The sequence below is a fragment of the Caulobacter sp. GW821-FHT10E02 genome, from assembly GCF_059415225.1.
On sequence record NZ_JBWKMV010000002.1, the window covers coordinates 49,005 to 75,596 of the forward strand.

The following is a 26,592-nucleotide window of genomic DNA, read 5'->3' on the forward strand; positions in this document are numbered from 1 at the left end:
CCGGGCCCATGGCCGAGCTCCACGACACCTATGATCCGCTGACCCCCGTGCCCGAGGAGCGCCGGGTCTTCCGCGCCCAGGACGCCTTTTCGCTGTGGTTCAGCCTGGGCATCGGCCTCCTGGTGCTGCAGGCCGGCGCGTTCCTGGTGCCGGGCCTCAGCCTCGGCATGGCCCTGGCGGCGATCGTCACCGGCTCGGTGCTGGGGGCCCTGCTGCTGGCCGCCGCCGGGGTGGTCGGGGCCGACACCGGCCTCTCGGCCGTCGGCACCTTGCGGCTGGCGCTGGGCGCGCGCGGCGCGGCCGTGCCCGCCGTGCTCAACGCCATCCAGCTGACCGGCTGGGGCGCGTTCGAGATCATCGCCATGCGCGACAGCGCCGACGCCCTGGCCAAACAGACCTTCGGCTTCTCCAACCCGATGATCTGGACCCTGGCCTTCGGCATACTGGCCACCTTCCTGGCCATCCAGGGGCCGGTGTCGTTCGTGCGCCGCTTCCTGCGCGCCTGGGGCCTGTGGCTGCTGCTGGCCGGCGCGGGCTGGCTGAGCTGGCGACTGCTGGCCGAGCACGATCTCGGCGCCCTGCTGGCCAAGGCCGGCACCGGCGAGATGAGCTTCGGCGCCGGCGTCGACCTGGTGGTGGCCATGCCGCTGTCGTGGCTGCCGCTGATCGCCGACTACACGCGCTTCGGCCGCACCAGCGGCGGCATGTTCAAGGGCGCGGCGGCCGGCTACGTGCTGGCCAACATCTGGTTCATGGCTCTGGGCGCGGCCTACGCCCTCGTCGCCGGCGGCGGCGACAACCTGCTGCTCACCGCGCTCGCTGCCAGCGGCGGCGGGATCGCCCTGCTGCTGATCGTCATCGACGAGACCGACAACACCTTCGCCGACATCCACTCGGCCGCCGTCTCGACCGCCACCCTGGTCCGCGCCACGCCGGCCAACCTCGCCTTGCTGTTCGGCGCCCTGTGCACGACCATCGCCCTCTTCGCGCCGATCACCCAGTACGAGGGCTTCCTGCTGCTGATCGGCTCGGTGTTCGCGCCGCTGTTCGGCGTGCTGCTGACCGACCACTTCGTGCTGCGCCGGCGCGCGGCCGCCACGGCCCAGGGCGGGCTGAACCTCCCTGGCCTGCTGGCCTGGGCGATCGGCATCGCCGCCTACCAGGCGCTGAGCCGCCTGGCCCCGGGGATCGGCGCGACGCTGCCGAGCTTCGTGGCGGCGGGGGTGGCGTACTGGGGCCTGCGCCAGATCTGGCGCGGCCCGTCAGTGGAAGTCGCGGCTTCGTAGCAGCCGGCCCGACACCTTCTGGCGCACGCGCGGGGCCGGCGCACCCGGCTCGTCGCGCAGGGTGGAGAGGTGCGCCGACAGGTCGGTGAAGCCCTCGGCCACCACGTGGATGACGTTCTCGGCCCGCTGCACCCGGCCGTGGACGACCAGGAACGAGGCCGTCATCACCACATTGCGGTCGGCCTCGAAGCGGTCCTTCCAGACCACGGCGTTGGCGACGCCCGTCTCGTCCTCCAGGGTCACGAACACCACGCCCTTGGCCGTGCCCGGCCGCTGGCGGATCAGCACCAGCCCCGCCACCGACACCTTGCGGCCGTCCGGGACGGTCAGCAGCTGCTCGGCCGTGATCACCCCGCGCCGCGTCAGCATATCGCGGTAGAAGCCGACGGGATGAGCCTTCAGTGACAGGCTGGTGGTGCGATAGTCCTCGGCCACCTCCTGCGGATCGCCCATGACCGGCAGCGCGACCTTGTCCTCGAACAGCGGCAAGCCGGCCAGCAGCGGCGCCTGCACCGGGGCCTTGTGCTCGCCTTTGAGGCCCTTCACCGCCCACAGGGCCTCGCGGCGGGTGAGGCCCACCGAGGCGAAGGCGTCGGCCTCGGCGAGGAGTTCCAGCGCGCGTTGCGGCACGCCGCCCTGGGCGAACTCGGCGGGGGTGCGAGCGCCTTCGGTGCGGGCCATCGTCAGGATTTCGATCTCCGCCTTCTTCAGTCCTTTGATCTGCCGGAAACCCAGACGGACGGCCTTCCAATGGTGACTGTTCCCGTAGTCCGCGACCTTGTCCTCGCGGATGCGCGGCGCGCGGAAGCCCGCCGTCATCGGCTCCAGCGTGCAGTCCCACTCGCTGGCCAGGATGTCCGGCGCCAGCACCTCGACCCCATGCTCGCGCGCGTCGCGGACCAGCTGGGCCGGCTGGTAGAAACCCATCGGCTGCGAATTGATCAGCGCCGCGCAGAACACGTTCGGCCACGCCCATTTGATCCAAGCCGAGACGTAGACCAGCTTGGCGAAACTGGCCGCGTGGCTCTCAGGGAAACCGTAGTGGCCGAAGCCCTCGATCTGCTTGAAGCACCGCTCGGCGAAGTCGCGCTGATAGCCGCGTGAGGTCATGCCCTCGACGAACCGGTCACGATATTCGTCCGGCGTGCCGAGGTTGCGAAAGGTGGCCATGGCCTTGCGCAGGCCGTCGGCCTCGTCGGGCGTGAACTTGGCCGCCTCGATGGCCAGGCTCATGGCCTGCTCCTGGAAGAGCGGCACGCCGTAGGTGTTGCCAAGGATCGCCAACAGCTCGTCCGGTGGCCCGTGTTCCGGTGAGGGCTTTGGCCACTCGACGGGCTCGATGCCGTTCCGCCGCTTCAGATACGGATGCACCATGTCGCCCTGGATCGGACCGGGGCGAACGATCGCCACCTCGATGACCAGGTCGTAGAACCGACGCGGCCGCAGCCTCGGCAGCATCGACATCTGCGCCCGGCTCTCGACCTGGAACACGCCCACGCTGTCGGCCTTGCACAGCATGTCGTAGACGCCGGACAGCTCCACGGGGACGTCGGCCAGGTCCGTGATCTTCTGGCCGTGATCCGCCCGCAGCATGCCGAAGGCCCGCTGGATCGCGGTCAGCATCCCCAGCGCCAGCACATCGACCTTCATCAGCTTGAGGCTGTCGATGTCGTCCTTGTCCCACTCGATGAAGGTGCGGTCCTCCATCGCCGCATTGCCAATCGGCACAGTCTCGTCCAGCCGCCGCTTGGTCAGCACGAAGCCGCCGACGTGCTGCGACAGGTGGCGCGGGAAGCCCATCAGCTCCGTCGCCAGGGCCACGGCGCGGGCGATCTCGGGCGCTTCGGGGTCCAGACCCGCATTGCGCAGGTGCTCCTCGGGCAGGCCGTCACCCCAACTGCCCCAGACCGTGCCGGCCAGCAGATTGGTGACGTCCTCGGTCAGGCCCAGGGCCTTGCCGACATCGCGGATGGCGCTGCGTGGGCGGTAGTGGATCACCGTCCCGCAGATGGCGGCGTATTCGCGGCCGTAGCGGCGATAGACATATTGCATCACCTCCTCGCGCCGCTCGTGCTCGAAGTCGACATCGATGTCCGGCGGCTCGCCGCGGTTCTCGGAAATGAAGCGGGTGAACAGCAGCCGGTGCTCGGTCGGATCGATCGCCGTCACGCCCAGGCAGAAACACACCGAGGAATTGGCCGCCGACCCGCGTCCCTGGCACAGGATGCCCATGCTGCGGGCCTCGCGCACGATGTCGTGCACGGTGATGAAGTAGTTGGGGTAGTCCATCTTGGCGATCAGCCGCAGCTCTTCCTTCAGCTGCGCCTCGACCTTCTGCGGCACCCCGGCCGGATAGCGCCAGGCCGCGCCGGACCAAGTCAGGTCGCTCAGATGCTGCATCGCCGTCTTGCCCGGCGGCACGGGCTCGTCCGGATATTCCTCGTTGAGCTGGCCGAGATCGAAGCCGATCCGCTCGACGATCTCGGCCGTCCGTTCCACCGCGCGCGGCCAGCGCTCGAACAGGCGCGCCATCTCGGCCGGGGCCTTGATGTGGCGCTCGGCATTAGCCTCCAGGTGAAAGCCCGCCTCCCGGATCGTGCAGTGCTCGCGGACGCAGGTGATGACGTCCTGCAACGGCCGCCGTTCGGGACCATGATAGAGGACGTCGTTCGTGGCCACGATCGGCGCGCCGGCGGCGCGGCCCAGGTGGTCCAGGCGCGAGAGGCGCTTGAGGTCCTGGGCGGCGTAGCCCCGGCTGGCCGCCAGCCAGGACCGGCCGCGCAGGTCGCCGGCCATGCGGGTCAGGTCGCGCTCGAAGGCTTCGTCCAGGTCCTTCGGCGGGATGATCAACCCGATCTGGCCGTCGGCATGGTCCAGGAAATCCTGCCAGGACAGATGGCACTCTCCCTTCTCGGCCCGGCGCTGACCGACGGTCAGCAACCGCGTCAGGCGACCGAAGGCCTCGCGATCGGTCGGATAGCAGAGCAGGCTGGGCGTGCCGTCCATGAAGTCCAGCCGGCAGCCGCTCAGCACCCGGACATCGCGCTTCTTGGCCGCCGTCCAGCCGCGCACGATCCCGGCCAGGCTGTTGCGATCGGTGATGCCGATGGCGGAGAGACCCAGGGCTTCGGCGGCGATCGCCAGCTCTTCCGCGTGCGAGGCGCCGCGCAGGAAGGAGAAGTTGGTGGTGGTTTGCAGCTCGGCATAGGCGGGGGTCATGGCGCTAGCTGAACAGGCCATGGATCCACCATTTCGGGGCTTCCGCTTCACCGAACAGGCCCTGGCGGTAGATCCAGAACCGGCCGCCGACATCGTCCTCGACGCGGTAGTAGTCGCGGATCTTGCCGGGGCCGGTGTCGTCCTCGGCGACGCCGGCGCGCCACCATTCCTGGCCGATGCGTTCGGGGCCTTCGGCCCGGCGGACACGGTGGGATCGGCCGCGCCAAGTGAACATGCGAGGGGGATAGTCCGGCACTTCAGCGGCGATGGCGGTGATGGCTTCGGGCCGCTTGAACAGGCGCACCGGGCGCGGGCGGTCGGGGTCCCACTTCGCGGCGGCCGGCGGGTCGAGCGGGGCGTTGCGGATCACCGAGCGTTCGGGGACGTGGCTCTCATAGGGGTCGGCGCGCCAGACGCGGTTCTCGCCCAGGCGGTTGACCAGGCGATCGACCAGCGGGGCCAGGGTCTCGTCGAGGCTGGTCCCGGCCTCCGCGTCCAAGCGATCCTGGGCGGCGGCCAGGGGTTCGACCGCCCAGGCGTGGACAGTGACGACCTCGATGCCGAAGCCGGGGTCGACCTTGTCGAGCTTGGGGACGATCAGCTTGGTCAGCCGCTTGGCGTCGCGGCCCAGGCGGGCCAGGCCGGCCCGGACCGGATAGGCCTGGCCGTCCAGGCGGTGGAACACGACCTCGAAACGCTTGGCGCCGCGGCCTTCCGCCTCCAGGCGGGCGCAGATCAGGGCCAGGGCGTCGCCGGTCACGCGGGCCAGGTCGTCGGGCGCGCTGATCGGTTCGAAGAAGGCCAGGCGGTCGAACCACGGACTGGCCGGACGGCGGAAGGTCAGGGCCTCGGCGGCCATGCCCAAGGCCTGGTCGAGGCGCAGGGTGGTGGCCAGGCCGAAGCGCTTGGCCAGCTGGGCGCGCGGCAGGGCGAAGAGCTGGCCGACGCGGTGCAGGCCGAGGCGCGGCAGCTGGGCCTCGGCGGCGTCCTCCAAGCGCAGGGCCGCGACCGGCAGGGCTTCGATCGCCGCGCGCTGCTCTCCCGGCGCGGCGATGGCCAGGTCGTCGCCGTAGCGGGCTAAAGCCCAGGCCGCGCCGGGCGTGTCGGCGATCGCGGCGCGGGCCGGCACGCCCCAGCGGGCCAGGCGGCCGACGAGATCGACCAGCATCTCGCCCTCGCCGCCCCATAGGTGGTCGGTCCCGCTGATGTCGAGGAACAGGCCGTCGGCGCCGTCGATCGCCACGGCCGGCGAGAAGCGGACGCACCAGTCGCACAGGGCCTCCAGCGCCAGGCGATCGGCGGCGGGATCGTGGTCGAAGGTGACCAGGGTCGGGACCAGGGCCATGGCGTCGGCGGCCTTCTGGTCGACGTTGAGGCCCTGGGCGCGGGCGGTGTCGTCGACGGCCACGAGCCGGCGCGTGCCGCCTTCCGTGGCCAGCAGGGCGAACGGGAGCTTACCCGACCAGTCGTAGCCCGGGTTCCGTCGGCGCCACGTCGTGATCGGCCAGTTGGGACACCAGACGGAAAGGATGCGGGCCATGGCCGGCCTCCTGTTGTTCCAAGATCCAGGCGCCGGCGCGTCCGCCCCGGCAGCGTTCGAGTTCGACCCGCCAGCGCGGCGGGCCGAGGCCGATGTCGTCGGCCGGCGGCGGGGTGGGCGTGGGCCCGATCCGCCAGCGGCTGAACGAGGCCGAGCCGGACACTGCCCGCCCCGCCCCCGCTCGGCCGCCGTACGGTCTTCGGTGCAGCACCACCCCGAAGCCGCCGCGCTTCTCGCAGGCCAGCTGCAGGCGCCGGCCGGCGGTCAGGTCCGGGGCCTCGGCCTCGCCGACGGCGGCGGCGACGCCTTGGGTGGAGAGCGCGTCCTCCAGCACCGACAGGGTCTCGGCCTCGTCGCGGGTGCGGACCTGGATCAGCCGGTCGGCCGGGAAGCCGAGGCCGAACAGGCCGGGCGCGAACAGGTCGCTGCGCCGGGCGACCCAGACGATCGCGCCGGTCTTGACCAGCGGTCGCAGCAGCAGGCCGACGAAGGCGGCGGGGGCCGCGCTGGTCTCGGCCTCCAGCCCCGCGCCCGTCACCTCGTGCCAGCCGCCCAGCGGCAGGCCGCCGCCCGGGAAGCAGCCGTCGATGGCCGGATCCCCGAACGGCAGGACCGGAGTCGGAGTCCGAGTCCCCGCTTCGATCGCGGCGATCCGGCCTCTGAGGGCCGCAAGACGCGCCTCGCGCGATCCGGCCATTCCACACTCCTTGTTCTACTTTTGTTCTGATCTTTCGCGCTTGGAGAGTCAAGCGGCTCGGGCGAAGGTGCGTCAAACGGCCGTATGAAGAGAGCCCTGCATGACCTTGTCCCGCGTCCTGATCGCCAACCGTGGCGAGATCGCCGTCCGCATCGCCCGCGCGGCGGCGGAGGCCGGGATCGAGAGCGTAATGGTCCATGCCGAGGGCGACACGGCGCACGTCTCGGGCCGCGCGGTCGCCCTGTCCGGCGCGAGCGCAAAAGCCTATCTCGACATCGCGGCGATCGTGGCGGCGGCCAAGGCCGAGGGCTGCGACGCCCTGCATCCGGGCTACGGCTTCCTGTCGGAGAACCCCGCCCTGGCGCGAGCCTGCGCGGCGGCGGGGATTATCTTCGTCGGTCCGTCGGCGGAGCATCTGGAGGTCTTCGGCGACAAAGCTCGCGCAAGGACGCTGGCGGCTGAACGCGACGTGCCGCTGCTCCCTGGAACCGGCGCGATCTCGCTGGACGAGGCACGGGCGTTCCAGGCGCAGCATGGCGCGATCATGCTGAAGGCGCGGGCCGGTGGCGGCGGGCGCGGGATGCGGGCGGTACGCGACACAGCCGAGCTGGACGCCGCCTTCGCCGCCTGCGCGCGCGAGGCCGAGGCGGCGTTCGGCGACGGCGGGCTCTATGCCGAGAAGCTCATTGAACAGGCCCGGCATATCGAGGTGCAGATCGTCGGCGATGGCAGCCGCGTGCTGGCGATCGGCGACCGCGACTGCTCGTTGCAACGCCGGAACCAGAAGCTGGTCGAGATCGCGCCGGCGGCGTTGCCCGAGGCTCTACGGGCAGATCTGTGGCGACATGCCGAGGCGCTGTGCGCCGGCTATCGAGGCCTGGCCACCGTCGAGTTCCTCGTCGAGGGCGACACGCCCTACTTCCTGGAGGTCAATCCGCGCCTGCAGGTCGAGCACACGGTGACCGAGGAGGTCACGGGCCTGGACCTGGTGCGGCTGCAGTTCGACCTGGCGGCGGGCAAGCCGCTGGAGCTGGACGTCCCGCCGGCTTTCGGCGTCGCGATCCAGGCGCGGGTCAATGCCGAGACCCTGACGGCCGACGGTCAGGTGAAGCCATCCAACGGCACGATCGGCGCCTGGGGGCCTCCGGGCGGTCCGGGGGTGCGGGTCGACGCCGGCGTCTCGGCCGGGACAGTGGTCGGCGGATCTTACGACAGCCTGCTGGCCAAGGTGGTGACGCGCGGTCGCACCTACGCCGAAGCCGCTGCCCGCCTCGGCCGGGCGCTGGCGGAGTTCCAGATCACCGGCGTGGCGACCACCGCGCCGCTGGTGCGGGCGATCCTGGCGGCGGCGCCAGAGACACCGACGACGCGGTTCATCGAGGACCACGCGGCCGCTCTGGTCGCCGGTCTGCCGGCGCAGGACACACAGGCCTTCGAGACCCTCGACGGCTCGGTCGCGATCACCGCGCCGCTGTCAGCGACGGTCGGTTCGATCAGCGTCTCCGAAGGCGATCTCGTCCGCCCCGGCCAGGCCCTGGCCGTGCTGGAAGCCATGAAGATGGAGCACCTGGTCCACGCCACGACCGGCGGACGCGTACTGAAGATCGCCGCCGCGCCCGGTACGACCGTCGCCGAGGGCCAGCCGTTGGTGTTCCTGGAGCCGATGGACGTCGCCGGCGGCGAGGCCGTCGAGGCCGTCGCCGAGGACCTCGACACGATCCGCCCCGACCTCGCCGAGGTCATCGCCCGCCATCGCTACACCCTGGACGAGGCGCGCCCCGACGCCGTCGCCAAGCGCCGCAAGACCGACCACCGCACGGCGCGGGAGAACATCGACGACCTGGTCGATCCCGGCAGCTTCCTGGAATACGGCGCCCTGGCCATCGCGGCCCAGAAGCGGCGGCGCTCGACCGAGGACTTGATCGTCGCCACGCCGGCCGACGGGTTGATCACCGGCATCGGCAGCGTCAACGGCGCGCTCTTCCCGCCCGACAAGGCGCGGACGGCGGCGCTGGCCTATGACTTCACGGTGCTGGCGGGCACCCAGGGCGCGATGAACCACCGCAAGTCCGACCGGCTGATGGCGATCATCGCCGACCAGAAGCTGCCGGTCGTCTGGTTCGCCGAGGGCGGCGGCGGGCGGCCGGGCGACACCGACACCACGGCGGTGGCGGGGCTGGACGTGCCGACCTTCAGGAGCTTCGCCCAGCTGTCGGGTCTGGTCCCCAAGATCGCCATCGTCGCCGGCCGCTGCTTCGCCGGCAACGCCGCCATCGCCGGACTGTCGGAGATCATCATCGCCACCCGTGACAGCAACCTCGGCATGGGCGGGCCGGCGATGATCGAGGGTGGCGGGCTGGGCGTCTTCCGGCCCGAGCAGATCGGACCGTCGGCGCATCAGTGGGCCAACGGCGTCATCGACATCCTGGCCGACGACGAAGCCCACGCCACGCGGCTGGCCAAGCAGGCGCTGTCCTACTTCCAGGGGACGCTGGCGACCTGGACCGCGCCGGACCAGCGGCGGCTGCGCAACGCGATCCCGGAGAACCGCCTGCGGGTCTATGACGTCCGCGCCCTGATCGCCGGGCTGGTCGACGAGGGTTCGTTCCTGGAGCTGCGCGGCGGTTTCGCGGCGGGGATGGTCACCGGCCTGGTCCGCATCGAGGGCCGGCCGATGGGGCTGATCGCCAACGATCCGCGCCATCTGGGCGGCGCGATCGACTGCGACGGGGCCGAGAAGGCCGCGCGGTTCCTGCAGCTGTGCGACGCCTTCGCCCTGCCGGTGCTCAGTCTCTGCGACACCCCCGGCTTCATGGTCGGTCCCGACAGCGAGGACGCCGCCGCCGTGCGCCGGGTCAGCCGCCAGTTCATCGCCGGGGCCAAGCTGCGCAGCCCGCTGTTCACCGTGGTCACCCGCAAGGGCTACGGCCTCGGCGCCCAGGCGATGGCGGGCGGGAGCTTCCACTCGCCGGCCTTCATCGCCGCCTGGCCGACCGGCGAGTTCGGCGGCATGGGGCTGGAGGGCGCGGTCAAGCTGGGCTACCGCAAGGAGCTGGAGGCCGAGACCGATCCCATGAAGCAGAAGGCGCTCTACGACCAGCTGGTGGCCCGGCTCTACGCGGCCGGCAAGGCGACCAGCATGGCCGCCGCCCTGGAGATCGACGCGGTCATCGACCCGGCCGACACCCGGCGCTGGATCGTCGGCGGCATGGACGCGGCGGCGGGGATGAGCAAGCCGTGGAGCGTGCGGGTGGACAGCTGGTGAAGCGACTGACGCGTGAAGAGCTGCCGATCGACACCCAGACCCTCGCCCGCTTCCTGATCGGCAAGGTCGTGGCGCGCGAGACGCCTGACGGCATGATCAGTGGACGGATCGTCGAGACCGAGGCCTACATCATCGGCGACGCGGCCAGCCATACCTTCAAGGGCATGACGCCCCGCACGCGGCCGATGTTCCTCGAGCGCGGCCACGCCTACATCTACCTGAACTACGGCGTGTCCTGGATGCTGAACGTCTCCAGCGAAGCCGAGGGGATCGGGGCCGGGGTCCTGATCCGGGCGCTGGAGCCGCTGGAGGGGATCGCCCTGATGCAGGCCAGTCGTGGGACCGAGAAACTGCGCGACCTGGCCCGAGGCCCAGGACGACTGACCCAGGCGCTGCAGATCGGCCCCTGGGCCGACGGGCTGGACCTCTGCGCGGAAGGTCCGCTGTGGCTGGGCCACGACGACCACGACCCCGCCGACATCGGCGTGGGTGTCCGCATCGGCATCACCAAGGACGCAGACCGGCCGTTGCGGTTCTATCTGCGGGGCAGCCCTTTCCTCAGCGGGACGCGGGCGCTCAATGCCTAAGCCCCTCCCCGACATCGTCGCGCCTGGCCTGTCGGTGGTGTTCTGCGGGCTGAACCCGGGACTGTCGGCGGCGGCCGAGGGTCACCACTTCGTCGGGCGCAGTAACCGGTTCTGGCGCGTGCTGCACCTCTCAGGCTTCACGCCGCATCTGGTCGCCGCCGAGGATGACGCCAGCCTGCTGGACTACGGCCTGGGCATCACCAGCGTGGTCGAGCGGCCCACCGCCGGCGTCGATGACCTGGCCCGCGCGGAGTTCGTCGAGGCCGCCGCCGGGTTCGAGGCCTGGGTTCGTCGCTGGCGGCCCGCCTACCTCGCTTTCCTGGGCAAGGCCGCCTACTCGGCCATGATCGGCCGCCGCGATGTAGCCTGGGGCCGGCAGGACGCGCCGTTCGCTGGGTCCATCGCCTGGGTGCTGCCCAATCCCAGCGGGCGTAACCTCGCCTTCAGCCAGGACGCCCTGGTCGAGGCCTATCGCGAACTTCGCCTGGAGAGCTCCCAATGACCGAAGTCCTCGTCGAAACCGACGGTCCGGTCTGGACCGTCACCCTCAACCGTCCGGACAAGCGCAACGCCGTCGATCCCGAGACCGCCCTGCAACTGCGCGCGGCGTTCGACGCCTTCGAGGCCGACGCGGTCGCCGCCGTGGCCATCCTGACCGGGGCCGGCGGGACGTTCTGCGCGGGCTTCGATCTCAATGTCGCGGCCACTGGCGAAGGCGAACGCTACGATCCGGAGGGCGAAGGCCCGATGGGGCCGACGCGGCGGCTGTTGTCCAAGCCGGTGATCGCCGCCGTCGAGGGCTATGCGGTCGCCGGCGGGCTGGAGCTGGCCCTGTGGTGCGATCTGCGGGTGGCGGCCGAGGACGCGACCTTCGGGGTGTTCTGTCGGCGCTGGGGCGTGCCGCTGATCGACGGCGGCACGGTGCGTCTGCCCCGGATCGTCGGCCAGGGCCGGGCGCTGGACATGATCCTGACCGGACGCGCCGTGGGAGCCGCCGAGGCCCTGTCGTGGGGCCTGGCCGACCGGGTGACGCCGAAGGGCGAGGCCTTGGCCAAGGCCCGCGAGCTGGCCGCCCAGATCGCCACCTTCCCGCAACTGTGCCTGCGCGCCGACCGCGCCTCGGCCTTCGCCCAGTGGGACGTCGATCTGGCCGAAGCGCTGAAGGTGGAAGGGCGCGGCGGGGTCGAGCCGCTACGCCAGGAAGCCCGCGCCGGCGCGACGCGGTTCAAGGACGGTGCGGGGCGCGGCGGCCAACCTGCCTGAAACTAACCGGCCTGACGCCCATCCAGCCACTGGCGGACGATGATCGGCCCGAAGAAGAAGCCGACGCCGCAGGTGTCGGCGACCACATCGAACACGTCGGCGTCGCGACCGACGATCGGCAGGCCCTGCAGGATCTCGATGCCGATCCCGAAGCCCAGCAGCACCACCGCGATCTTCCAGAACCGGCTCTTGGGCAAGGCCACCGCCGCCAGGAAGGTCAGGCCGTAGAAGACGATGAAGTGCTTGGCCTTGTCCCACGGGATCAGGCCCTGGGTGTCGTCTCCCGGCGCCAGGGCGGCGTACAGGGTGAACGCCACGGCGGCGACGAAGACCGCGAAGCCCAGGCGGTTGATCTTGCGAGGAACGAGCAGGGACATCGGGTCCTGACATGAAGAAGGGGAGCGCCGACGAACCGGCAGCTCCCCTTACAGACATCGAATGACGGCGTCTTCCAGGCGAAGACGCCGCTATACTCAGAACGTCAGCGCGCGCGCTTCCTTCACGTGCGGCAGGGCCTGAATCTTGGCCAGCAGGTCGGCGGCCGGGGCCTGGTCGACGCCGACCAGGGCGATGGCGTCCGCGTCGGCCGAGAGGCGGCCCAGGTTGAAGGTGGCGATGTTGACGCCCGCTTCACCCAACAGCATGCCCAGCGCGCCGATGAAGCCCGGCTTGTCCTGGTTGTTGATGTAGAGCATGGCCGGCGAGAAGGCCGCGTCCAGTTCCATGCCCTTGACCTCGACGACGCGCGGGGCGCCGGCGATCACCGTGCCGGCGAAGGCGCGCTTGCCCTTCTCGGTGGTGATGGTCACGCGCATCAGGCTGTCATAGGTGGGGCTGACTTCCTGGCGGCTCTCCGAGACGGTGATGCCGCGTTCCTTGGCGATGGCCGGGGCGGAGACCATGTTAATCTCGGCCAGCATCGGCTTCAGCACGCCAGCCAGGGCGGCCGAGGTCATCGGCTTGACGTTGAGGTTCGACACTTCGCCCTCGTAGGCGATGTCGATGGCGGTGATGCCGAAGTCGACCATCTGGCCGGCCAGGGCGCCGATCTTCTCGGCCAGGGCCACGAACGGCTTCAGCTTCGGGGCTTCTTCGGCCGTGATCGACGGGCTGTTCAGGGCGTTGGTCACGGCGCCGGTCAGCAGGTAGTCGCTGACCTGCTCGGCGACCTGCAGGGCCACGTTCTCTTGCGCTTCGCTGGTGCTGGCGCCCAGGTGCGGGGTGGCCACGACCTTGTCCGAACCGAACAGCGGGTTTTCCTTGGCCGGCTCGGTGACGAAGACGTCGAAGCCGGCGCCGCCGACATGACCGCTGTCCAGCAGAGCGCGCAGGGCGGCTTCATCGACCAGGCCGCCACGGGCGCAGTTGACGATCAGCACGCCCTTCTTGGTCTTGGCCAGGTTCTCGGCCGACAGGATGTTGCGGGTCTTGTCGGTCAGCGGGGTGTGCAGGGTGATGACGTCGGCGCGGGCCAGCAGGTCTTCCAGCTCGACCTTCTCGACGCCCATCTCCACGGCGCGTTCCGGCGACAGGAAGGGGTCGTAGGCGACGACCTTCATCTTCAGGCCCAGGGCGCGGTCGGCGACGATCGAGCCGATGTTGCCGGCGCCGATCAGGCCCAGGGTCTTAGCGTACAGCTCCACGCCCATGAAGCGGTTCTTCTCCCACTTGCCGGCCTGGGTCGAGACATCGGCGGCGGGGATCTGGCGGGCCAGGGCGAACATCATGGCGATGGCGTGCTCGGCCGTGGTGATCGAGTTGCCGAAGGGCGTGTTCATCACGACGATGCCCTTGGCCGTGGCGGCCGGGATGTCGACATTGTCGACGCCGATGCCGGCGCGGGCGATGACGCGCAGCTTGTGGGCGGCGGCGATGACGTCCTTGTCGAGCTTGGCGCCCGAGCGGATGGCGACGCCGTCATAGTCGCCGATCACGGCGATCAGCTCGTCCTTGGACAGGCCGACCTTGATGTCGAAATCGACGCCGCGGTTCTTGAAGATGTCGACGGCGGCGGGGCTGAGCTTGTCGGCGATGAGGACGCGAGGAGCGGTCATGGAAGTGTTCCTTGGATCGGGGCGGCGGTCAGGCCGCGATGTCTGTCAAAAGATCCGCGAGGCTCAGCGAAGCCATCGCAGCATGTGGGGAAAGGTGGCGAACCCGCGCTCGGCGGCGAGACGGGGTTCGAGGGTCAGGCCGTAGTACTGCAGCAGCGGCGTGCCGATGTTGGCGCCGTTCCGGAAAGCCTTGATCAGGCTTTCCGAACCGCCCTTGTAGCCCTCGGCGTGGAAGACCACGGCCGGGTCCAGACCCAGATGGGTCAGGGCGGCCCATGACCAAGCCAGCGTCGCCATCTCCTCGCCGTCGGTCGGTTCGAGCCGTTCGGCCTTGCGGGCCTGGGGCTCGACGACGGCGATGTGGCCGGCCTCGTGCAGGATGTCGCCGGGATGGGCGAGCTTGGCCTCGTCGATCACGATCACGCCGAACTGGACGTCCAGTCCGGGCAGGAAGGTGTCGTCGGGAAGCTCGCCCTTGCGCACATCGATGCCGAGGCCGACGACGAAGTCGACCAGGCGCTGCGTCATGGGGTCGGCGAACACCGGCGTCAGGCCGCTTGCAGCACCGCGGCCTTGGTTTCCGAGAACGCCCAGTCGAGCCACGGCGTCAGGGCTTCCAGGTCGGAAGCCTCGACGGTGGCGCCGCACCAGATGCGCAGGCCGGCCGGGGCGTCGCGATAGCCGCCGATGTCGAGGGCCGCGCCCTCCTTCTCGAGCAGGCTGGCCAGCTTCTTGGCGAAGTCGGCTTGCGCGTCTTCCGGCAGGGCGGCGATCTGCGGATCGACCACCTTCAGGCACACCGAGGTGTTGGAGCGGATGTCCGGCGTCGCGGCCAGGAAGTCGACCCAGTCGGTCTTGGCGACCCAGTCGGCCAGCACGGCCAGGTTCTGGTCGGCGCGGCCCTGCATGCCTTCGAGGCCGCCGATGGACGAAGCCCACTTCAGGGCGTCCAGGGCGTCTTCGACGCAGAGCATCGACGGGGTGTTGATCGTCGCGCCTTCGAAGATGTCGAGCGAAACCTTGCCGCCCTTGGTCAGGCGGAACAGCTTCGGCATCGGCCAGGCCGGCGTGTAGCTTTCCAGGCGGGCCACGGCGCGCGGCGACAGGATCAGGATCCCGTGCGCGCCTTCGCCGCCGAGGGCCTTCTGCCAGGAGAAGGTCACGACATCCAGCTTCGTCCAGTCCAGGTCCTGGGCGAAGGCGGCGCTGGTGGCGTCGCAGATGGTGATGCCTTCACGGTCGGCCGAGATGAAGTCGGCGTTGGGCACGCGCACGCCCGAGGTCGTGCCGTTCCAGGTGAAGACCAGGTCCTTGGCCGGATCGACCTTGGTGGTGTCGGGCAGCTCGCCGTACGGCGCGCTGAGCACTTCCACGTCGGGCAGCTTCAGTTGCTTGGTGACGTCCGTGACCCAGTCCTTGCCGAAGGACTCGAAGGCCATCAGCTGCACCGGGCGGGCGCCGAGCATCGACCACAGGGCCATCTCGACGGCGCCGGTGTCCGAACCGGCGACGATGCCGATCAGGAAGTCGGCCGGCACTTCCAGCACTTCGCGCGTCTGGTCGATGGCGGCCTTCAGGCGCGCCTTGCCCAGCTTCGAGCGGTGCGAACGGCCCAAAACAGCGTTTCTGAGATTTTCGGGGGTCCAGCCGGGGCGCTTGGCGCAGGGGCCGGAAGAGAACTCGGGGCGAGCCGGGCGGATCGCCGGCTTGGCGAGGGTCGTCATATCGATGTCTCCCATCCTTACAGATGGACTGCACCCCGTTGGGGGGGTGTGGCCCGCCGGCGAAGAACCGCGTTTCGCATCGGATTGCAAGGGAGATTTTTGCGAGGACCGTGACGGATCGTCCGATCGCGGCAATTATTTTGCGGCGCGGCCGCGCTTGCGCCAGGCGATGATCGTGCCGATCAGGATGCAGGCCAGGACGCCGATCGAATCGAGATTGTTGACGACGGCGTAGGTGCGGCCGCGCGGCAGGTCACCGACCAGGTAGTAGGCGTGCAGGCTGAACTGGATGGCCTGCAGCAGCATGGCCACGCCCAGCCACGGACTCATGTGGCGCAGGGCCAGGAACAGGAAACCGCCCCCCATCGCCCCCTCGCCCAGCAGCAGCAGCGGCGCCGTGGCCCCTTTCGGCGCGACCGCGTGGACGATCAGGGCGTAGGCCGCCCCGGCCAGGACGATCACGACACCCATGCGCTCGGCTTGGCTGCCTTTCCAGCAAGCCAGCACCAGGACGATGACTAGCACCGTCCAACCAATCATGGGTGCGATTGAGGTGTACATGAAAAAGGCCTCTAACCGGAATTAGAGGCCTAAAGTATTAAACTATTGCAATGTCGGTTCAGGACGCTTCGCGAAGACCGCGAGCTTCGTGAAGACCGGTTTGGCCCGGCGGCTTGTCTTCGAAGCCGATCATCTTGGTGCGCACGCCGATGCGCAGCTTCACGTCGTTCAGCTCGTTGTGCGCCTCGACCATGGCCGAGCGCGCCTGGCCCAGCGCCGAAAGCGCCTCGACGAGCTTGGCCGTGGCCTTGTCGCCAACGACGGCCGACAGACCCAGATCCTTACGCGCCTTGACCAGATCGGCCATCAGTTCGGCCGCTTCGACCATCGCCGCATCCACGGCGCTCTCCGACGCGAACAGCTTGGTCGCGACACGTTGAGCTACGAAAACCTTTTCCACGCCCGCCTCCTTAACGAAACACCAAGAAGAAAGGTAAATAGAATGTTAAAGCAAAAGCAATGAGGAAAATGCGCCCTAGCGTTGTTTTGTCGCGCTACTAGGTCTCTCCCTAGTTCGCCTTGGAAGCGAACCGTTAGGAACCTTGCGGCACACTGTCGCAAGCTGAATGAATACCTGGACGTGGGATGAACGACGACCGCAACCATAGCGGGTCAACACACGCACCGCTGCAGGCGCGCATCGCCGGCGTGGCTTTGGCCACGACCGTGCTGGCGCTGGTCGCGGCATGCCTGTGCTTCATGCTGCAGCAGTGGAGCGTGGCGCGGCAGGAAGCGCGCGCCAATCACGAGATCCTGGCCCAGATGGCCGCCGCCGGCGCCGCCGCGCCCCTGGCCGATCACAACATGGTCGGCGTCTATCGCGCCCTGGAAGCCGTCGCCAAGGCCCCCAGCGTCGCGGGCGTGCGCATTCTCGACCCCAAGGGCCGCGTCGTCGCCCAACTGGGCGCGTCCGATCCGGCCGACACCGACACCCTGTCGCGGCCGATCAAGCTGTCCTCGCAGAACATCGGCACCCTGGTGCTGCTGGCCGAGCATCCGGGCCTGGGCCAGACCCTGGCCCGCGACCTGGCCCTGACCGGCGCTCTGTTCTTCGGCGCGGCGGGTCTCGCGATCCTGCTGGCCAACAGCCTGGCGCGACGCCTGGCCCGGCCGATGGAGCGCCTGTCCGAAGCCATGCACGAGACCGCCGTCGGCGGCCGCTTCAAGGCCGTGGAGCAGACCTCCGACGACGACGTCTTCCAGAGCCTGACCGACAGCTTCAACCACCTGGTCTGCCGCCTGGAGGCCAACGACCACGACCTGCGCGGCGCCATGGCCGAACTGGTCAAGGCGCGCGACGACGCCAACGCCGCCAACGTCCTGAAGTCGCACTTCCTGGCCAATATGAGCCACGAGATCCGCACGCCCCTGAACGGCGTGCTGGCCATGGCCGAGGTCATGGCCATGGACAAGATGAGCGAGACCCAGCGCGAGCGCCTGAAGGTGATCCGCGAGTCGGGCGCGGTGCTGCTCTCCGTACTCAACGACGTGCTCGATCTCTCCAAGATCGAGGCCGGCCGCCTGGAGATCACCGACCGTCCGTTCGACATCGCCCAGCTGGCCCAGTCGATCCGCGAGACCTACGCCCAGCAGGCCCGCGACAAGGGCCTGGCCTTCGAGGTCGCGGTCGCGCCGGAAGCCCAAGGCCTGTGGCGCGGCGACGCCGACCGCCTGCGCCAGATCCTGGGCAACCTGATCGCCAACGCCCTGAAGTTCACCCTGGAAGGCGCCGTCGCCGTGCGCTTCGCCTCGGCCGAGGACGGCTCGGGCCTGCGCATCGACGTGGCCGACACCGGCATCGGCATCTCGCCCGAGATCCTGCCGCGCCTGTTCGACAAGTTCGTCCAGGCCGACAGCTCGACCACCCGCCGCTTCGGCGGTTCGGGCCTGGGCCTGGCCATCTGCCGCGAACTGGCGGTGCTGATGGACGGCTCGATCAAGGTGCAGAGCCGCGAAGGCCGTGGCTCGACCTTCACCGTCCTGGTCGCCCTGCCCCGCGAGGAAGCGATCACCGACGTCCACTATATCGACGACGACCACGTCCCCGCGCCAGAGGCCGAGACCTCGGCCGAGAGCGCTCCGGCCGATACGGCCCGCCTGCGCGTGCTGGCCGCCGACGACAATCCGACCAACCAGAAGGTCGTCGCCGCCGTCCTGGCCCCGCTGAACGCCGAGGTCACCCTGGTCGCCGACGGCGCCGCCTGCGTCGAGGCCTGGCAGGCTGGAACCTTCGACATCGTGCTGATGGACATCCACATGCCGGTGATGGACGGCGTCGAGGCCTCGCGGGCCATCCGCGCCCTGGAGGCCGAGGCCGGCCGCGTCCGCACCCCGATCATCGCCGTCACCGCCAACGCCCTGGCCCACCAGGTCGAGGACTATCTGGCCGCCGGCATGGACGGCCACGTGGCCAAGCCGATCGAAGTGACCAAGCTCTACGCGGCGATCGAAGCGGCCATGAACGCCGCGCGGTTGGCCCAGGCGGCCTGAAGCTAGTGGTAGCTCTCTCCCTTGAGGAGACGCTTCTCGCTCGCGCCCCAGCTCACGAGATCGATGCCGCGCGCGGCCAGGAACGCGACCGGGATCCTCATGGTCACGTCGAAGCCCGGCCCCATGGTCGGCTTTAGCGGCGGTCCCTCGTACTGCAGCAACCGGTCGGCCTGGCCCCTGATCTTCAGCACCAGCTCGGTCTCGCTCAGCGCCAGATCGATGCGGTAGGTCGAGATCGCGTGTCGCCCGGCGACCGCGCCCAGGGTCCAGGCCTCGGTAAGGAAGCCGACGCAATCGCCCTTCACCTCAAGATACCCTGCCCGCTCGCCGCCCAGAATCTTGGCCCACATGTCGTGGCCCATCCCGAACAGGGTGAGCCTGGGGGCGTAGAGGCCTTGGGCGGCGGCGAAACCGTCCGCAAGCAGCCAGGGCGTCTTGGCGGCGTCCAGCACCAACATCTTGTCGATGTCCATGGCCTGGACGCAGGACGACGACACGCCCCGCTCGACGATAAACGGGCCCTGGAAGATCGGCAGGCCGTTGCTCCTGTCGAAGGCAACGCCGGACAGACCCGGACGGCCGAGGTCGAACAGCGGATCGCCCTGCTTCCAAGGCGCCTGGAACGGGCTTCCCAGGCTAGCCAGCGGCGATTGCTGAATGATCAGATAGGCCCACGGGATGACGATCTCGCCCTGGACGCGGCTGTCGGCCAGGGCGGGGACGGGCACGAGCGGCTTAAGAAAACCGGCCGGTTTCCCCAGCGCGTCGACCGCGCCGCTGAACGTCACACCAAGCCCGGCCTCCAGCACGCGGGCCTCGATCTCCAGGCTGGGGATCCGCCCAGAGACCCGTCCGAAGTCGCCGCACGCGGAGATCGCCACCCACTCCACGCGACGCGAGCCAGGGACTGCCGAGGGACCGACCATGTCGACCAGCAGTCGCTCCAGGTCGACGGCGGCCGGCAGGTGCAGCGACAGAGAGCGTTCCGGCTTGGCGCCGGCGAAAAATCCGGGCGGTTCCTCTTTGAATTCGCCCACGCTCAGCCACGCCCCGAACCGCTCGCTCATGGACAGGGAAATCCTAACGCCCTCCGGCCCGACCGGGGCGCCGCCGGGATAGTGCGGCGTTTCCAGACCAAACCGCCCCTCGACCACACAGCCGGGCGTCCCGCCGGGAAGGAGACGAAGCTCATCCAAATGCATCACGCCGCCCATTCATAACGCTTGGGTTGAGTTCCACACCGACCCTTGCCACGGCCATCGCCCTAAGTCGAACCCTCGACACAAGATGAACAGAACATAACGAGCGGCTCAGAACCGCTTCAGGCTCCGCGTGTTTCTCTTAGCTCAACGTCGCTTCCCCCGGAGTGACGGGACAAGTTTCAGAGAGGAACCGAACCAATGAAAAAGATCCTGATCTCGATCGCCGCGGTCTCGGCCCTGTCGGCCGCCGCCGTTCCCGCCATCGCCTCGGCCCAGTCGATCAACGACCGTCAGGCCATGCTCGACCGTCGTATCGACATGGGCGTGCGCAATGGCTCGCTGAACCGCCAGGAAGCCTATCGCCTGCGCGCCCAGCTGCGTGACACCGCCCGCCTGGAACGCGACTATCGTCGCGGCGGCCTGAGCGGCTGGGAACGCGCCGACCTGGATCGTCGCTTCGACCGCATCAGCGCCCAGATCCGCTACGAGCGCCACGACCGTGACTACGGTTACGGCTACGGCAACGGCCCGCGTCGCTAAGGGCTGACTTAGGCCGGCTCCACCCGGAGCCGGCTCTCCACCACCGTGAAGCCGCGGCCGCGCAACAGAACGCGCGCGCCGCGGCTTTCGCATTCCAGGTCCCCGCCCCGGCCGGGATAGGCCTGGTGGAACTTCAGCGGACTCGCGCCCAGCTTTTCCTCGTAGAGCGGTGTCAGGATGCAGTGGGCCGAGCCGGTGGTCGGATCCTCGGGGATGCCGAAGCCCGGCGCGAAGAAGCGGCTGACCACGGCATAGGGCCGGCCGGGATCGGCGGTGGCGACGACGACCGTCTGGCCGGGTCCGCCAGTGGCCTCGCCCTCGATCTTCTTGATGGCGGTCAGGTCGGGCTTCAGCCTCCGCACCGTCGCCTCGCTGTCCATCACCGCGATGAGGTACGCCCCGGCCCAGACCTCGACGGGCTGTGCGCCCAGGGCTTCGGCTAGGCCCGCCGGGATCTCAGTCTGGCGCGGTGGATCGGCCGGGAAGTCCATCTCCAGGCCATCGCCCGTGCGCTTCACCGTCAGCGGCCCCGACAGGGTGTCGAAGGTCAGCAGCGGGACGTCGACACCGAGCTCTTCGAACAGGGTGTGCGCGGCGGCCAGGGTGGCGTGGCCGCACAACGGGGCCTCAAGCGCCGGCGTGAACCAGCGCAGGCCGTAGCGGGCCGGGTCGGCGGTCTTCAGCAGATAAGCGGTTTCAGCCTGATTGTTCTCGGCCGCCAGGGCCTGCATCCAGTCGGCCGAGGGCCAGGCCTCGAACGGCTCGACCACGCAAGCCGGATTGCCCTTGAACGGGCCGCTGGCGAAGGCGTCGATGGTCCACTGGCGCATAGCGATCTCCCGAGCTGGACATCGCTGTTATGCGCGGCGGAAGCCGTCGGCAAAGGCTTTATTGTCCTCGTGACAATCAGCCTTCGATGCTGATCTCCGGCCACCGCGCCTTGGCCGAGCCCGTGGTGCGCGCCCAGCCGCCCGCGCCCTTGACCCGCAGCGGGTTGGGCCGCAGGCGCATGGCGAAGAGGTCCTCCAGCCCGAACGGGGCCCAGACGCGCAAGGTATCGTCGGCCTCCAGCCGCACGCCGACGCAGAAGGCGGTGGCCACGAAGCGCTTCAGGGCCGCGGCGCTGTCCTCCAGCGGCGGATAGGGCTCGTCGGCGCCGAACTTCTGCTCGAACCACAGGTGCACGCGGGCCTGGTTGCGGACCTCGACGAGGTCGCGCAGCGGCGGCTCGAACGCGGCGGCCACCTGCTTGATGACCACGTCCTCGGCTTCGTAGCTGGTGTCGCTGTCGTCGTGATAGGCGACGTCGTAGTCCTTGATGCCGTAGCTCAGGTCGCGGCCGGTCAGGGCGTTCCACACCGGCTGATAGACTGCGCCGGAGAAGATCATCCAGTCGGGCAAATCCAGCTCGCGGACGGTCTCCAGCACCTGCCAGGTGGTCGGGGTGGCGCGGACGATCTCGCGCAGGCGGTCTTCCAGGATCTCGGTCATTTGCGCAGCGTCCAGCCGTGGTCCAACGGGCCGTGGCCGGCGCCGAAACCGGGCGCGCGCAGCATGGCCTCGTGGACATAGTTCCAGGCCCGGGCGACGGCCTCGTTCAGCGACAGCCCCTGAGCCAAGCCGGTGGCGCAGGCCGAGGCCAAGGTGCAGCCAGTGCCGTGGGTGTGGCGGGTGTCGATCCGCTCGCCCTCGAAGGTGGTCTCGCCGTCGACGGTCATCAGCACATCGACGACGCGCTCGCCCTCGACATGACCGCCCTTCATCAGCACCGCCTTGGCGCCCATCGCCAGCAGCGCTTCGCCGGCCCGGCGCAGGTCGTCGGTGGTCTCGACGGTCAGGCCTGTCAGGGCAGCGGCCTCGGGCGCGTTCGGCGTCAGCAGCGCCGCGCGCGGGATCATCAGGGTCTTCACCGCGCCCACGGCCGCCTCGGCCAGCAGCGGCGCGCCGCCCTTGGCGATCATCACCGGATCGACGACCACCGGGACCTTGCCCGCATGGTCGATGGCGGCGGCTACGGTCTCCACCACACCCGCGTCGCCCAGCATGCCGGTCTTGATGGCGTCGGCGCCGATATCGTCCAGCACCGCTCGGGCCTGGGCCGCGATCACGTCCAGCGGGATCGGGTGGACGCCGGTGACGCCCAGAGTGTTCTGCACCGTCACGGCGGTGATGGCGGTGGCCGCGTAGCCGCCCAGGGCGGTGATGGTCTTGATGTCGGCCTGGATCCCCGCTCCGCCGCCGGAATCCGACCCGGCGATGACGAGGACGCGGCCCCTGAAAGCGTTGGGATGAGCGTCTGACATCCCCGCTGTTTAGGCGGGATTCGGAAGGTCCGCTACGCCGCCTGCAGCGCGTGCTGCCAAGCCCCTGCCAGGATGTTCGGACGGATCGGTTTCTGCACCACGACGCCGTCGGTCTGGTCGTCCAGAGCCTTGGCGTGGCCGGTGACATAGACCACCGGAATGGGTCCCAGGTGGGCCATGATCATCTTCACGGCCTCGACGCCGGTGCCGTCGACGATCCGGTAATCGGCGGTAATCAGATCGGGCTTGCGCCTCAGGGCGCTGTCCAGAGCCTCCAAAGGACTGTCGGCGATGGCGATGCTGGTGAAGCCCTGCTCCTTGAGCAGTTCCTCGATTTCCAGCGCGATCAGGATCTCGTCTTCGATAATCAAGGCATGTCGCGGGCGCATCTTGCGGGTGCTTTCGATAGGCCGTCCCCAGATATTTAAGCGCGGTGATTCCCCAACCCGCAAGCGAGACCAGGCGTCGCAATCAACCCAGACTCGCGCAACGACGCCCCCAGCCCCTATGCGGTAAGGGGTTCCCTGGTCGGGGCTTCAAATAGCTTTGATCGCCGCCTGCACATCCAGCGCTTGCACGGTCTCGCGCACGTCGTGGACACGCACGGCCGCCACGCCCGCCGCCGCGCCGTGGAGATGCGCCGCCAGCGAGCCGCCCAGGCGATCGATGGCCTCGCCGGCCGACGGGTCGATCCCGGCGATGAAGCGCTTGCGGCTGGCCCCCAGCAGGACCGGATAGCCCAAGGCCACGAAGCGCGGCAGGGCCTTCAGCAGGGTCAGGTTGTGCTCGACCGTCTTGCCGAAGCCGATGCCGGGATCCAGCCAGATCTTCTCCTTGGCCACCCCGGCGGCCATGGCGGTGAAGGCCCGCGCCAGCAGGAAGGCCTCGACCTCGGCGACCACGTCGCCATAGCGCGGGTCGTCCTGCATGGTCCCCGGCTCGCCCAGCATGTGCATCAGGACGACCTCGCAGCCCAGCTCGGCGGCGACCTCGGGAGCGTCGTGCGCGAGCCGCAGGGCGGCCACGTCGTTCCAGATCGTCGCCCCGGCCTTGACCGCCGCGCGGGCGACGCCGGGCTTCATGGTGTCGATCGAGATCGGGATGTCGCTGGCCGCGCGGATCGCCTCGATGACCGGGACCACGCGCAGGATCTCGTCGAACTCCGAGACCGGGGCCGCGCCCGGCCGGGTGCTCTCGCCGCCGATGTCGAGGATGTCGGCGCCCTGGGCGATCAGCCGCCGCGCGTGCTCGATCCCGTCGGCGGGGCCCAGGTACTTGCCGCCGTCGGAGAAGCTGTCGGGCGTGACATTGACGATCCCCATGATGCGGGGACGTTGGAGCGCAGAAGCCATCGCGAGGTTCTACGCCTCGCGCAGCATCCGGTCGACCCGGCCGGCCAGGTCGCTGACGGCGAAGGGCTTGGTCAGCACCTCCATGCCATGCTCGATGTGGCCGTGGTTCAGCACCGCGTTCTCGGCATAGCCGGTGATGAACAGCACCTTCAGGTCGGGCCGCAGGGCGCGGGCCCCGTCGGCGACTTGGCGGCCGTTTAAGCCGCCCGGCAGGCCGACATCGGTGATCAGCAGGTCGATCTTGGCGTTGGTCTGCAAGATGCGCAGGCCCGTCGCGCCGTCGCCGGCCTCCAGGCAGGCATAGCCCAGCTCGGCCAGGGCATCGACGACCAGCATCCGCACGGTCGGCTCGTCGTCGACCACCAGCACGGTCTGGCCGGCCGGAACCGCCGGCGCGCCCACGACGGGTTCGGGGGCCGCCTCGCCCTCCTCGGTGCCCAGGTGGCGCGGCAGGTAGAGGCAGACCATGGTCCCCTGCCCGACTTCGGAATAGATCCGCACGTGGCCGTCGGACTGGCGAGCGAAGCCATAGACCATGGACAGGCCCAGGCCCGTGCCCTGGCCGATCGGCTTGGTGGTGAAGAACGGGTCGAACACCCGCTCCAGCGTCGCCTTGTCGATGCCCGTGCCGGTGTCGCTGACGCAGACCGAGACGTACTGGCCCGGCTCCAGCCCGTGCTCGCGGGCGGTGCGCGCATCCAGCCAGCGGTTGCCGGTCTCCAGCGTGATCTTGCCGCCCTCCGGCATGGCGTCGCGGGCGTTGATGCACAGGTTCAGCAGGGCGTTTTCCAGCTGGTTGGCGTCGACCAGGCTGGACCACAGGCCCGAGGCGGCGATCATCTCGACCTCGACGCCCGGCCCGACCGTGCGGCGGACCAGTTCGACGAAGTCGGCCAGCAGGCGGTTCATCACCACCGGCTTGGGCGCCAGGGTCTGGCGGCGCGAGAAGGCCAGCAGGCGATGGGTCAAGGCCGCCGCCCGACGCGCCGCGCCCTGGCCGGCGGCCAGGTAGCGCTCGACATCCGAGGTCCGCCCCTGGGCCAGCCGCGCGCCGATCATCTCGAACGAGCCCGAAATGCCGGCCAGCAGATTGTTGAAGTCGTGGGCTAGGCCCCCGGTCAGCTGGCCGACCGCCTCCATCTTCTGGGCTTGGCGCAGGGCCTCCTCGGTGTTGCGCAGGCGCTCCTGCTCGGCCATGCGCTGGGTGACGTCATAGACGAACTGGTAGGCGCCCAGCCGCACCCCGTCGCTGTCCAGCAGCGGGTGGAAGCGCATCTCGTAGTGCCGGCGCTCACGGCCCTCATCGCCAAACTCGCCGACCTCGATGAAGCTGTCGCCGGTCAGGGCGCGATGCCAGATGGCGTGGACCGACTCCCGCCCCTCGGGATTGTCGGCCAGCAGGTCCAGCATGTTGTCGCCGACCTTGGGCCGCACCCCGAAGATGCGCTCGAACTCGTCGGCCGAGGCGGCGTTGATGGCCAGCCAGTTGAAGTCCATATCCGAGACCTGGACGAAGACGCTGGCGCGCTCGACCACCTCGGCCAGTTGCCGGCGCTCGGCCAGGGCCTGGGCGACGCGGAGCTCCAAGGTCTCGTTCAGCAGGCGCAGCTCGGCCTCGGCCCGCTTGCGCTCGGTGATGTCCTGGAACAGTACGGCCACCTGCTTCAGCTCGGGCGGCTCGATGCGGAACGACGACAGCGACAGGTGGCGGCCGGTGGCGACCAGCTCCTGCTCGAAGCGGATCGGCGCGCCGGTGCGCAGCACGCCGCCATAGCGGGCGACCCAGGCGTCGGCCTCGTCGCCGACCATCTCGCGCAGCTTCTGGCCGACCACGTTGGGGATGCCCGCGTGCCGCTCATAGGCCGAGTTGGCCATGACGTGGACGTAGTCGCTGAGCGGCCCCTCGGGCCCGTCGAAGAACTCGATGACGCAGAAGCCCTCGTCCATGCTCTCGAACAGCAGGCGATAGCGCTGCTGGTCGGCGTCGTGGGCCTGCTCGCGGCGGACGCGGGCGGTGATGTCGTTGCAGACACAGAGCACGCCCTCGACCACGCCGGTCTCGCCGCGCACGGGCGACAGCATCAGGTTGCACCAGGCCGGCTCGCCGTTCGGGCGGATGAAGGCGACGTTCTCGCGCACCTCGCTCTCGCCGGTCCGAGCCTTGGCCAGCATGGCCATGCCCTCGACGACCGGGAACACGTCGGCGAACCGGCGGCCCAGGGCGGCCGGACCCGCCGCGCCCAGGAAGGCGCCGCCGGCGGCGTTGTAGAGGATGGTCTCCTGCTCGCCCCAGACCAGCACCGACGGGATCGGCGTGTTCAGCATCAGCGAGGCGGCCATGCGCAGGCCGGGAGACCAGGCGTCCAGCGGACCGAAGGGCGTCGCCGACCAGTCGCGTTCCGCGACCGCCACGGCCATCTCGCCGCCTCCGGTCAGGAAGGCGGGGATCGCGGATAGCTGGGAGGGCGAGCCTTGCGGCTCGTCGATCGCGCTCATGGTCGTCCGAATA

The 26,592-nt window shown here is 69.6% G+C and carries 22 protein-coding genes and 1 pseudogene; 7 read left to right on the forward strand and 16 right to left on the reverse strand.

The annotated features are described in order from the left end of the window. Window positions 1-8 precede the first annotated feature (8 nt). Window positions 9-1,286, forward strand: coding sequence for a putative hydroxymethylpyrimidine transporter CytX (gene cytX / locus AC07NI_RS09890; protein ID WP_494618461.1), 1,278 nt, complete (start codon window positions 9-11; stop codon window positions 1,284-1,286). On the opposite strand, the gene AC07NI_RS09895 is transcribed toward cytX, so the two are convergent. The 3 genes from AC07NI_RS09895 to AC07NI_RS09905 are packed head-to-tail and all read right to left on the reverse strand — an operon-like array spanning window position 1,263 to window position 6,742. Then, window positions 1,263-4,505, reverse strand: a complete 3,243-nt coding sequence (locus AC07NI_RS09895; RefSeq protein WP_494620488.1) for an error-prone DNA polymerase — start codon at window positions 4,503-4,505, stop codon at window positions 1,263-1,265. The genes cytX and AC07NI_RS09895 overlap by 24 nt on opposite strands. A gap of 4 nt (window positions 4,506-4,509) precedes the next feature. Next, window positions 4,510-6,045, reverse strand: coding sequence for a Y-family DNA polymerase (locus AC07NI_RS09900; protein ID WP_494618462.1), 1,536 nt, complete (start codon window positions 6,043-6,045; stop codon window positions 4,510-4,512). After that, on the reverse strand, window positions 5,960-6,742 hold the full coding sequence (locus AC07NI_RS09905) for an ImuA family protein (RefSeq protein WP_494618464.1): 783 nt from the start codon (window positions 6,740-6,742) through the stop codon (window positions 5,960-5,962). The genes AC07NI_RS09900 and AC07NI_RS09905 overlap by 86 nt, the downstream gene beginning before the upstream one ends. Before the next feature lie 100 nt (window positions 6,743-6,842). Between AC07NI_RS09905 and AC07NI_RS09910 the strand changes: the two genes are divergently transcribed. The 4 genes from AC07NI_RS09910 to AC07NI_RS09925 are packed head-to-tail and all read left to right on the forward strand — an operon-like array spanning window position 6,843 to window position 11,857. Continuing rightward, entirely contained in the window at window positions 6,843-10,007 is a 3,165-nt protein-coding gene (locus tag AC07NI_RS09910; RefSeq protein WP_494618466.1) for an acetyl-CoA carboxylase family protein, read from the forward strand. Next, the gene (locus AC07NI_RS09915) at window positions 10,004-10,594 is read left to right on the forward strand and encodes a DNA-3-methyladenine glycosylase (RefSeq protein ID WP_494618467.1); all 591 of its coding nucleotides are present in this window, start codon (window positions 10,004-10,006) and stop codon (window positions 10,592-10,594) included. The genes AC07NI_RS09910 and AC07NI_RS09915 overlap by 4 nt, the downstream gene beginning before the upstream one ends. After that, window positions 10,587-11,096 carry a G/U mismatch-specific DNA glycosylase gene (gene mug, locus AC07NI_RS09920; RefSeq protein WP_494618469.1) on the forward strand — a complete coding sequence of 170 codons (510 nt, stop codon included), beginning with the start codon at window positions 10,587-10,589 and terminating at the stop codon, window positions 11,094-11,096. The genes AC07NI_RS09915 and mug overlap by 8 nt, the downstream gene beginning before the upstream one ends. Beyond that, the gene (locus AC07NI_RS09925; RefSeq protein WP_494618471.1) at window positions 11,093-11,857 is read left to right on the forward strand and encodes a crotonase/enoyl-CoA hydratase family protein; all 765 of its coding nucleotides are present in this window, start codon (window positions 11,093-11,095) and stop codon (window positions 11,855-11,857) included. The genes mug and AC07NI_RS09925 overlap by 4 nt, the downstream gene beginning before the upstream one ends. A 2-nt stretch (window positions 11,858-11,859) precedes the next feature. Here AC07NI_RS09925 and AC07NI_RS09930 read toward each other — a convergent pair whose 3' ends face one another. The 6 genes from AC07NI_RS09930 to AC07NI_RS09955 all read right to left on the reverse strand — a co-directional run bounded on the left by AC07NI_RS09930 (window position 11,860) and on the right by AC07NI_RS09955 (window position 16,596). Next, the gene (locus tag AC07NI_RS09930) at window positions 11,860-12,234 is read right to left on the reverse strand and encodes a VanZ family protein (protein WP_494618473.1); all 375 of its coding nucleotides are present in this window, start codon (window positions 12,232-12,234) and stop codon (window positions 11,860-11,862) included. Window positions 12,235-12,330: 96 nt separating this feature from the next. Beyond that, complete coding sequence (serA, locus tag AC07NI_RS09935; protein WP_494618475.1) at window positions 12,331-13,911, reverse strand: phosphoglycerate dehydrogenase; 1,581 nt, start codon at window positions 13,909-13,911, stop codon at window positions 12,331-12,333. 63 nt (window positions 13,912-13,974) lie between these two features. Further along, window positions 13,975-14,439 carry a hypothetical protein gene (locus AC07NI_RS09940; RefSeq protein ID WP_494618477.1) on the reverse strand — a complete coding sequence of 155 codons (465 nt, stop codon included), beginning with the start codon at window positions 14,437-14,439 and terminating at the stop codon, window positions 13,975-13,977. Window positions 14,440-14,459: 20 nt separating this feature from the next. Continuing rightward, the gene (locus AC07NI_RS09945; RefSeq protein ID WP_494618478.1) at window positions 14,460-15,635 is read right to left on the reverse strand and encodes a phosphoserine transaminase; all 1,176 of its coding nucleotides are present in this window, start codon (window positions 15,633-15,635) and stop codon (window positions 14,460-14,462) included. 135 nt (window positions 15,636-15,770) lie between these two features. Next, complete coding sequence (locus AC07NI_RS09950) at window positions 15,771-16,175, reverse strand: hypothetical protein (RefSeq protein WP_494618481.1); 405 nt, start codon at window positions 16,173-16,175, stop codon at window positions 15,771-15,773. A gap of 79 nt (window positions 16,176-16,254) precedes the next feature. After that, on the reverse strand, window positions 16,255-16,596 hold the full coding sequence (locus tag AC07NI_RS09955) for a hypothetical protein (protein ID WP_494618484.1): 342 nt from the start codon (window positions 16,594-16,596) through the stop codon (window positions 16,255-16,257). Between the two features lie 142 nt (window positions 16,597-16,738). Between AC07NI_RS09955 and AC07NI_RS09960 the strand changes: the two are divergent. After that, window positions 16,739-18,686, forward strand: a pseudogene (locus AC07NI_RS09960) (ATP-binding protein). A 2-nt stretch (window positions 18,687-18,688) separates the two neighbouring features. On the opposite strand, the gene AC07NI_RS09965 reads toward AC07NI_RS09960, so the two are convergent. Continuing rightward, a complete protein-coding gene (locus tag AC07NI_RS09965; RefSeq protein WP_494618487.1) occupies window positions 18,689-19,900 on the reverse strand; it encodes a hypothetical protein in 1,212 nt (403 codons plus the stop codon). 186 nt (window positions 19,901-20,086) lie between these two features. Here AC07NI_RS09965 and AC07NI_RS09970 point away from each other — a divergent pair, with 186 nt between their 5' ends. Continuing rightward, the gene (locus AC07NI_RS09970; protein ID WP_494618488.1) at window positions 20,087-20,428 is read left to right on the forward strand and encodes a hypothetical protein; all 342 of its coding nucleotides are present in this window, start codon (window positions 20,087-20,089) and stop codon (window positions 20,426-20,428) included. 8 nt (window positions 20,429-20,436) lie between these two features. Here AC07NI_RS09970 and AC07NI_RS09975 read toward each other — a convergent pair whose 3' ends face one another. From AC07NI_RS09975 to AC07NI_RS10000, 6 genes are all read right to left on the reverse strand, one after another. Next, the gene (locus AC07NI_RS09975) at window positions 20,437-21,258 is read right to left on the reverse strand and encodes a PhzF family phenazine biosynthesis protein (RefSeq protein ID WP_494618490.1); all 822 of its coding nucleotides are present in this window, start codon (window positions 21,256-21,258) and stop codon (window positions 20,437-20,439) included. 76 nt (window positions 21,259-21,334) lie between these two features. Next, window positions 21,335-21,919 (reverse strand): nucleotidyltransferase family protein, encoded by a 585-nt coding sequence (locus tag AC07NI_RS09980; protein ID WP_494618492.1) that lies wholly within the window; start codon window positions 21,917-21,919, stop codon window positions 21,335-21,337. Next, on the reverse strand, window positions 21,916-22,731 hold the full coding sequence (gene thiD, locus AC07NI_RS09985) for a bifunctional hydroxymethylpyrimidine kinase/phosphomethylpyrimidine kinase (protein WP_494618495.1): 816 nt from the start codon (window positions 22,729-22,731) through the stop codon (window positions 21,916-21,918). The genes AC07NI_RS09980 and thiD overlap by 4 nt, the downstream gene beginning before the upstream one ends. Before the next feature lie 32 nt (window positions 22,732-22,763). Then, window positions 22,764-23,102 (reverse strand): response regulator, encoded by a 339-nt coding sequence (locus tag AC07NI_RS09990; protein WP_494618500.1) that lies wholly within the window; start codon window positions 23,100-23,102, stop codon window positions 22,764-22,766. Between the two features lie 165 nt (window positions 23,103-23,267). After that, window positions 23,268-24,083, reverse strand: a complete 816-nt coding sequence (gene folP, locus AC07NI_RS09995; RefSeq protein ID WP_494618503.1) for a dihydropteroate synthase — start codon at window positions 24,081-24,083, stop codon at window positions 23,268-23,270. 9 nt (window positions 24,084-24,092) lie between these two features. Beyond that, on the reverse strand, window positions 24,093-26,579 hold the full coding sequence (locus tag AC07NI_RS10000) for a PAS domain-containing protein (protein WP_494618506.1): 2,487 nt from the start codon (window positions 26,577-26,579) through the stop codon (window positions 24,093-24,095). Window positions 26,580-26,592: the final 13 nt, after the last annotated feature.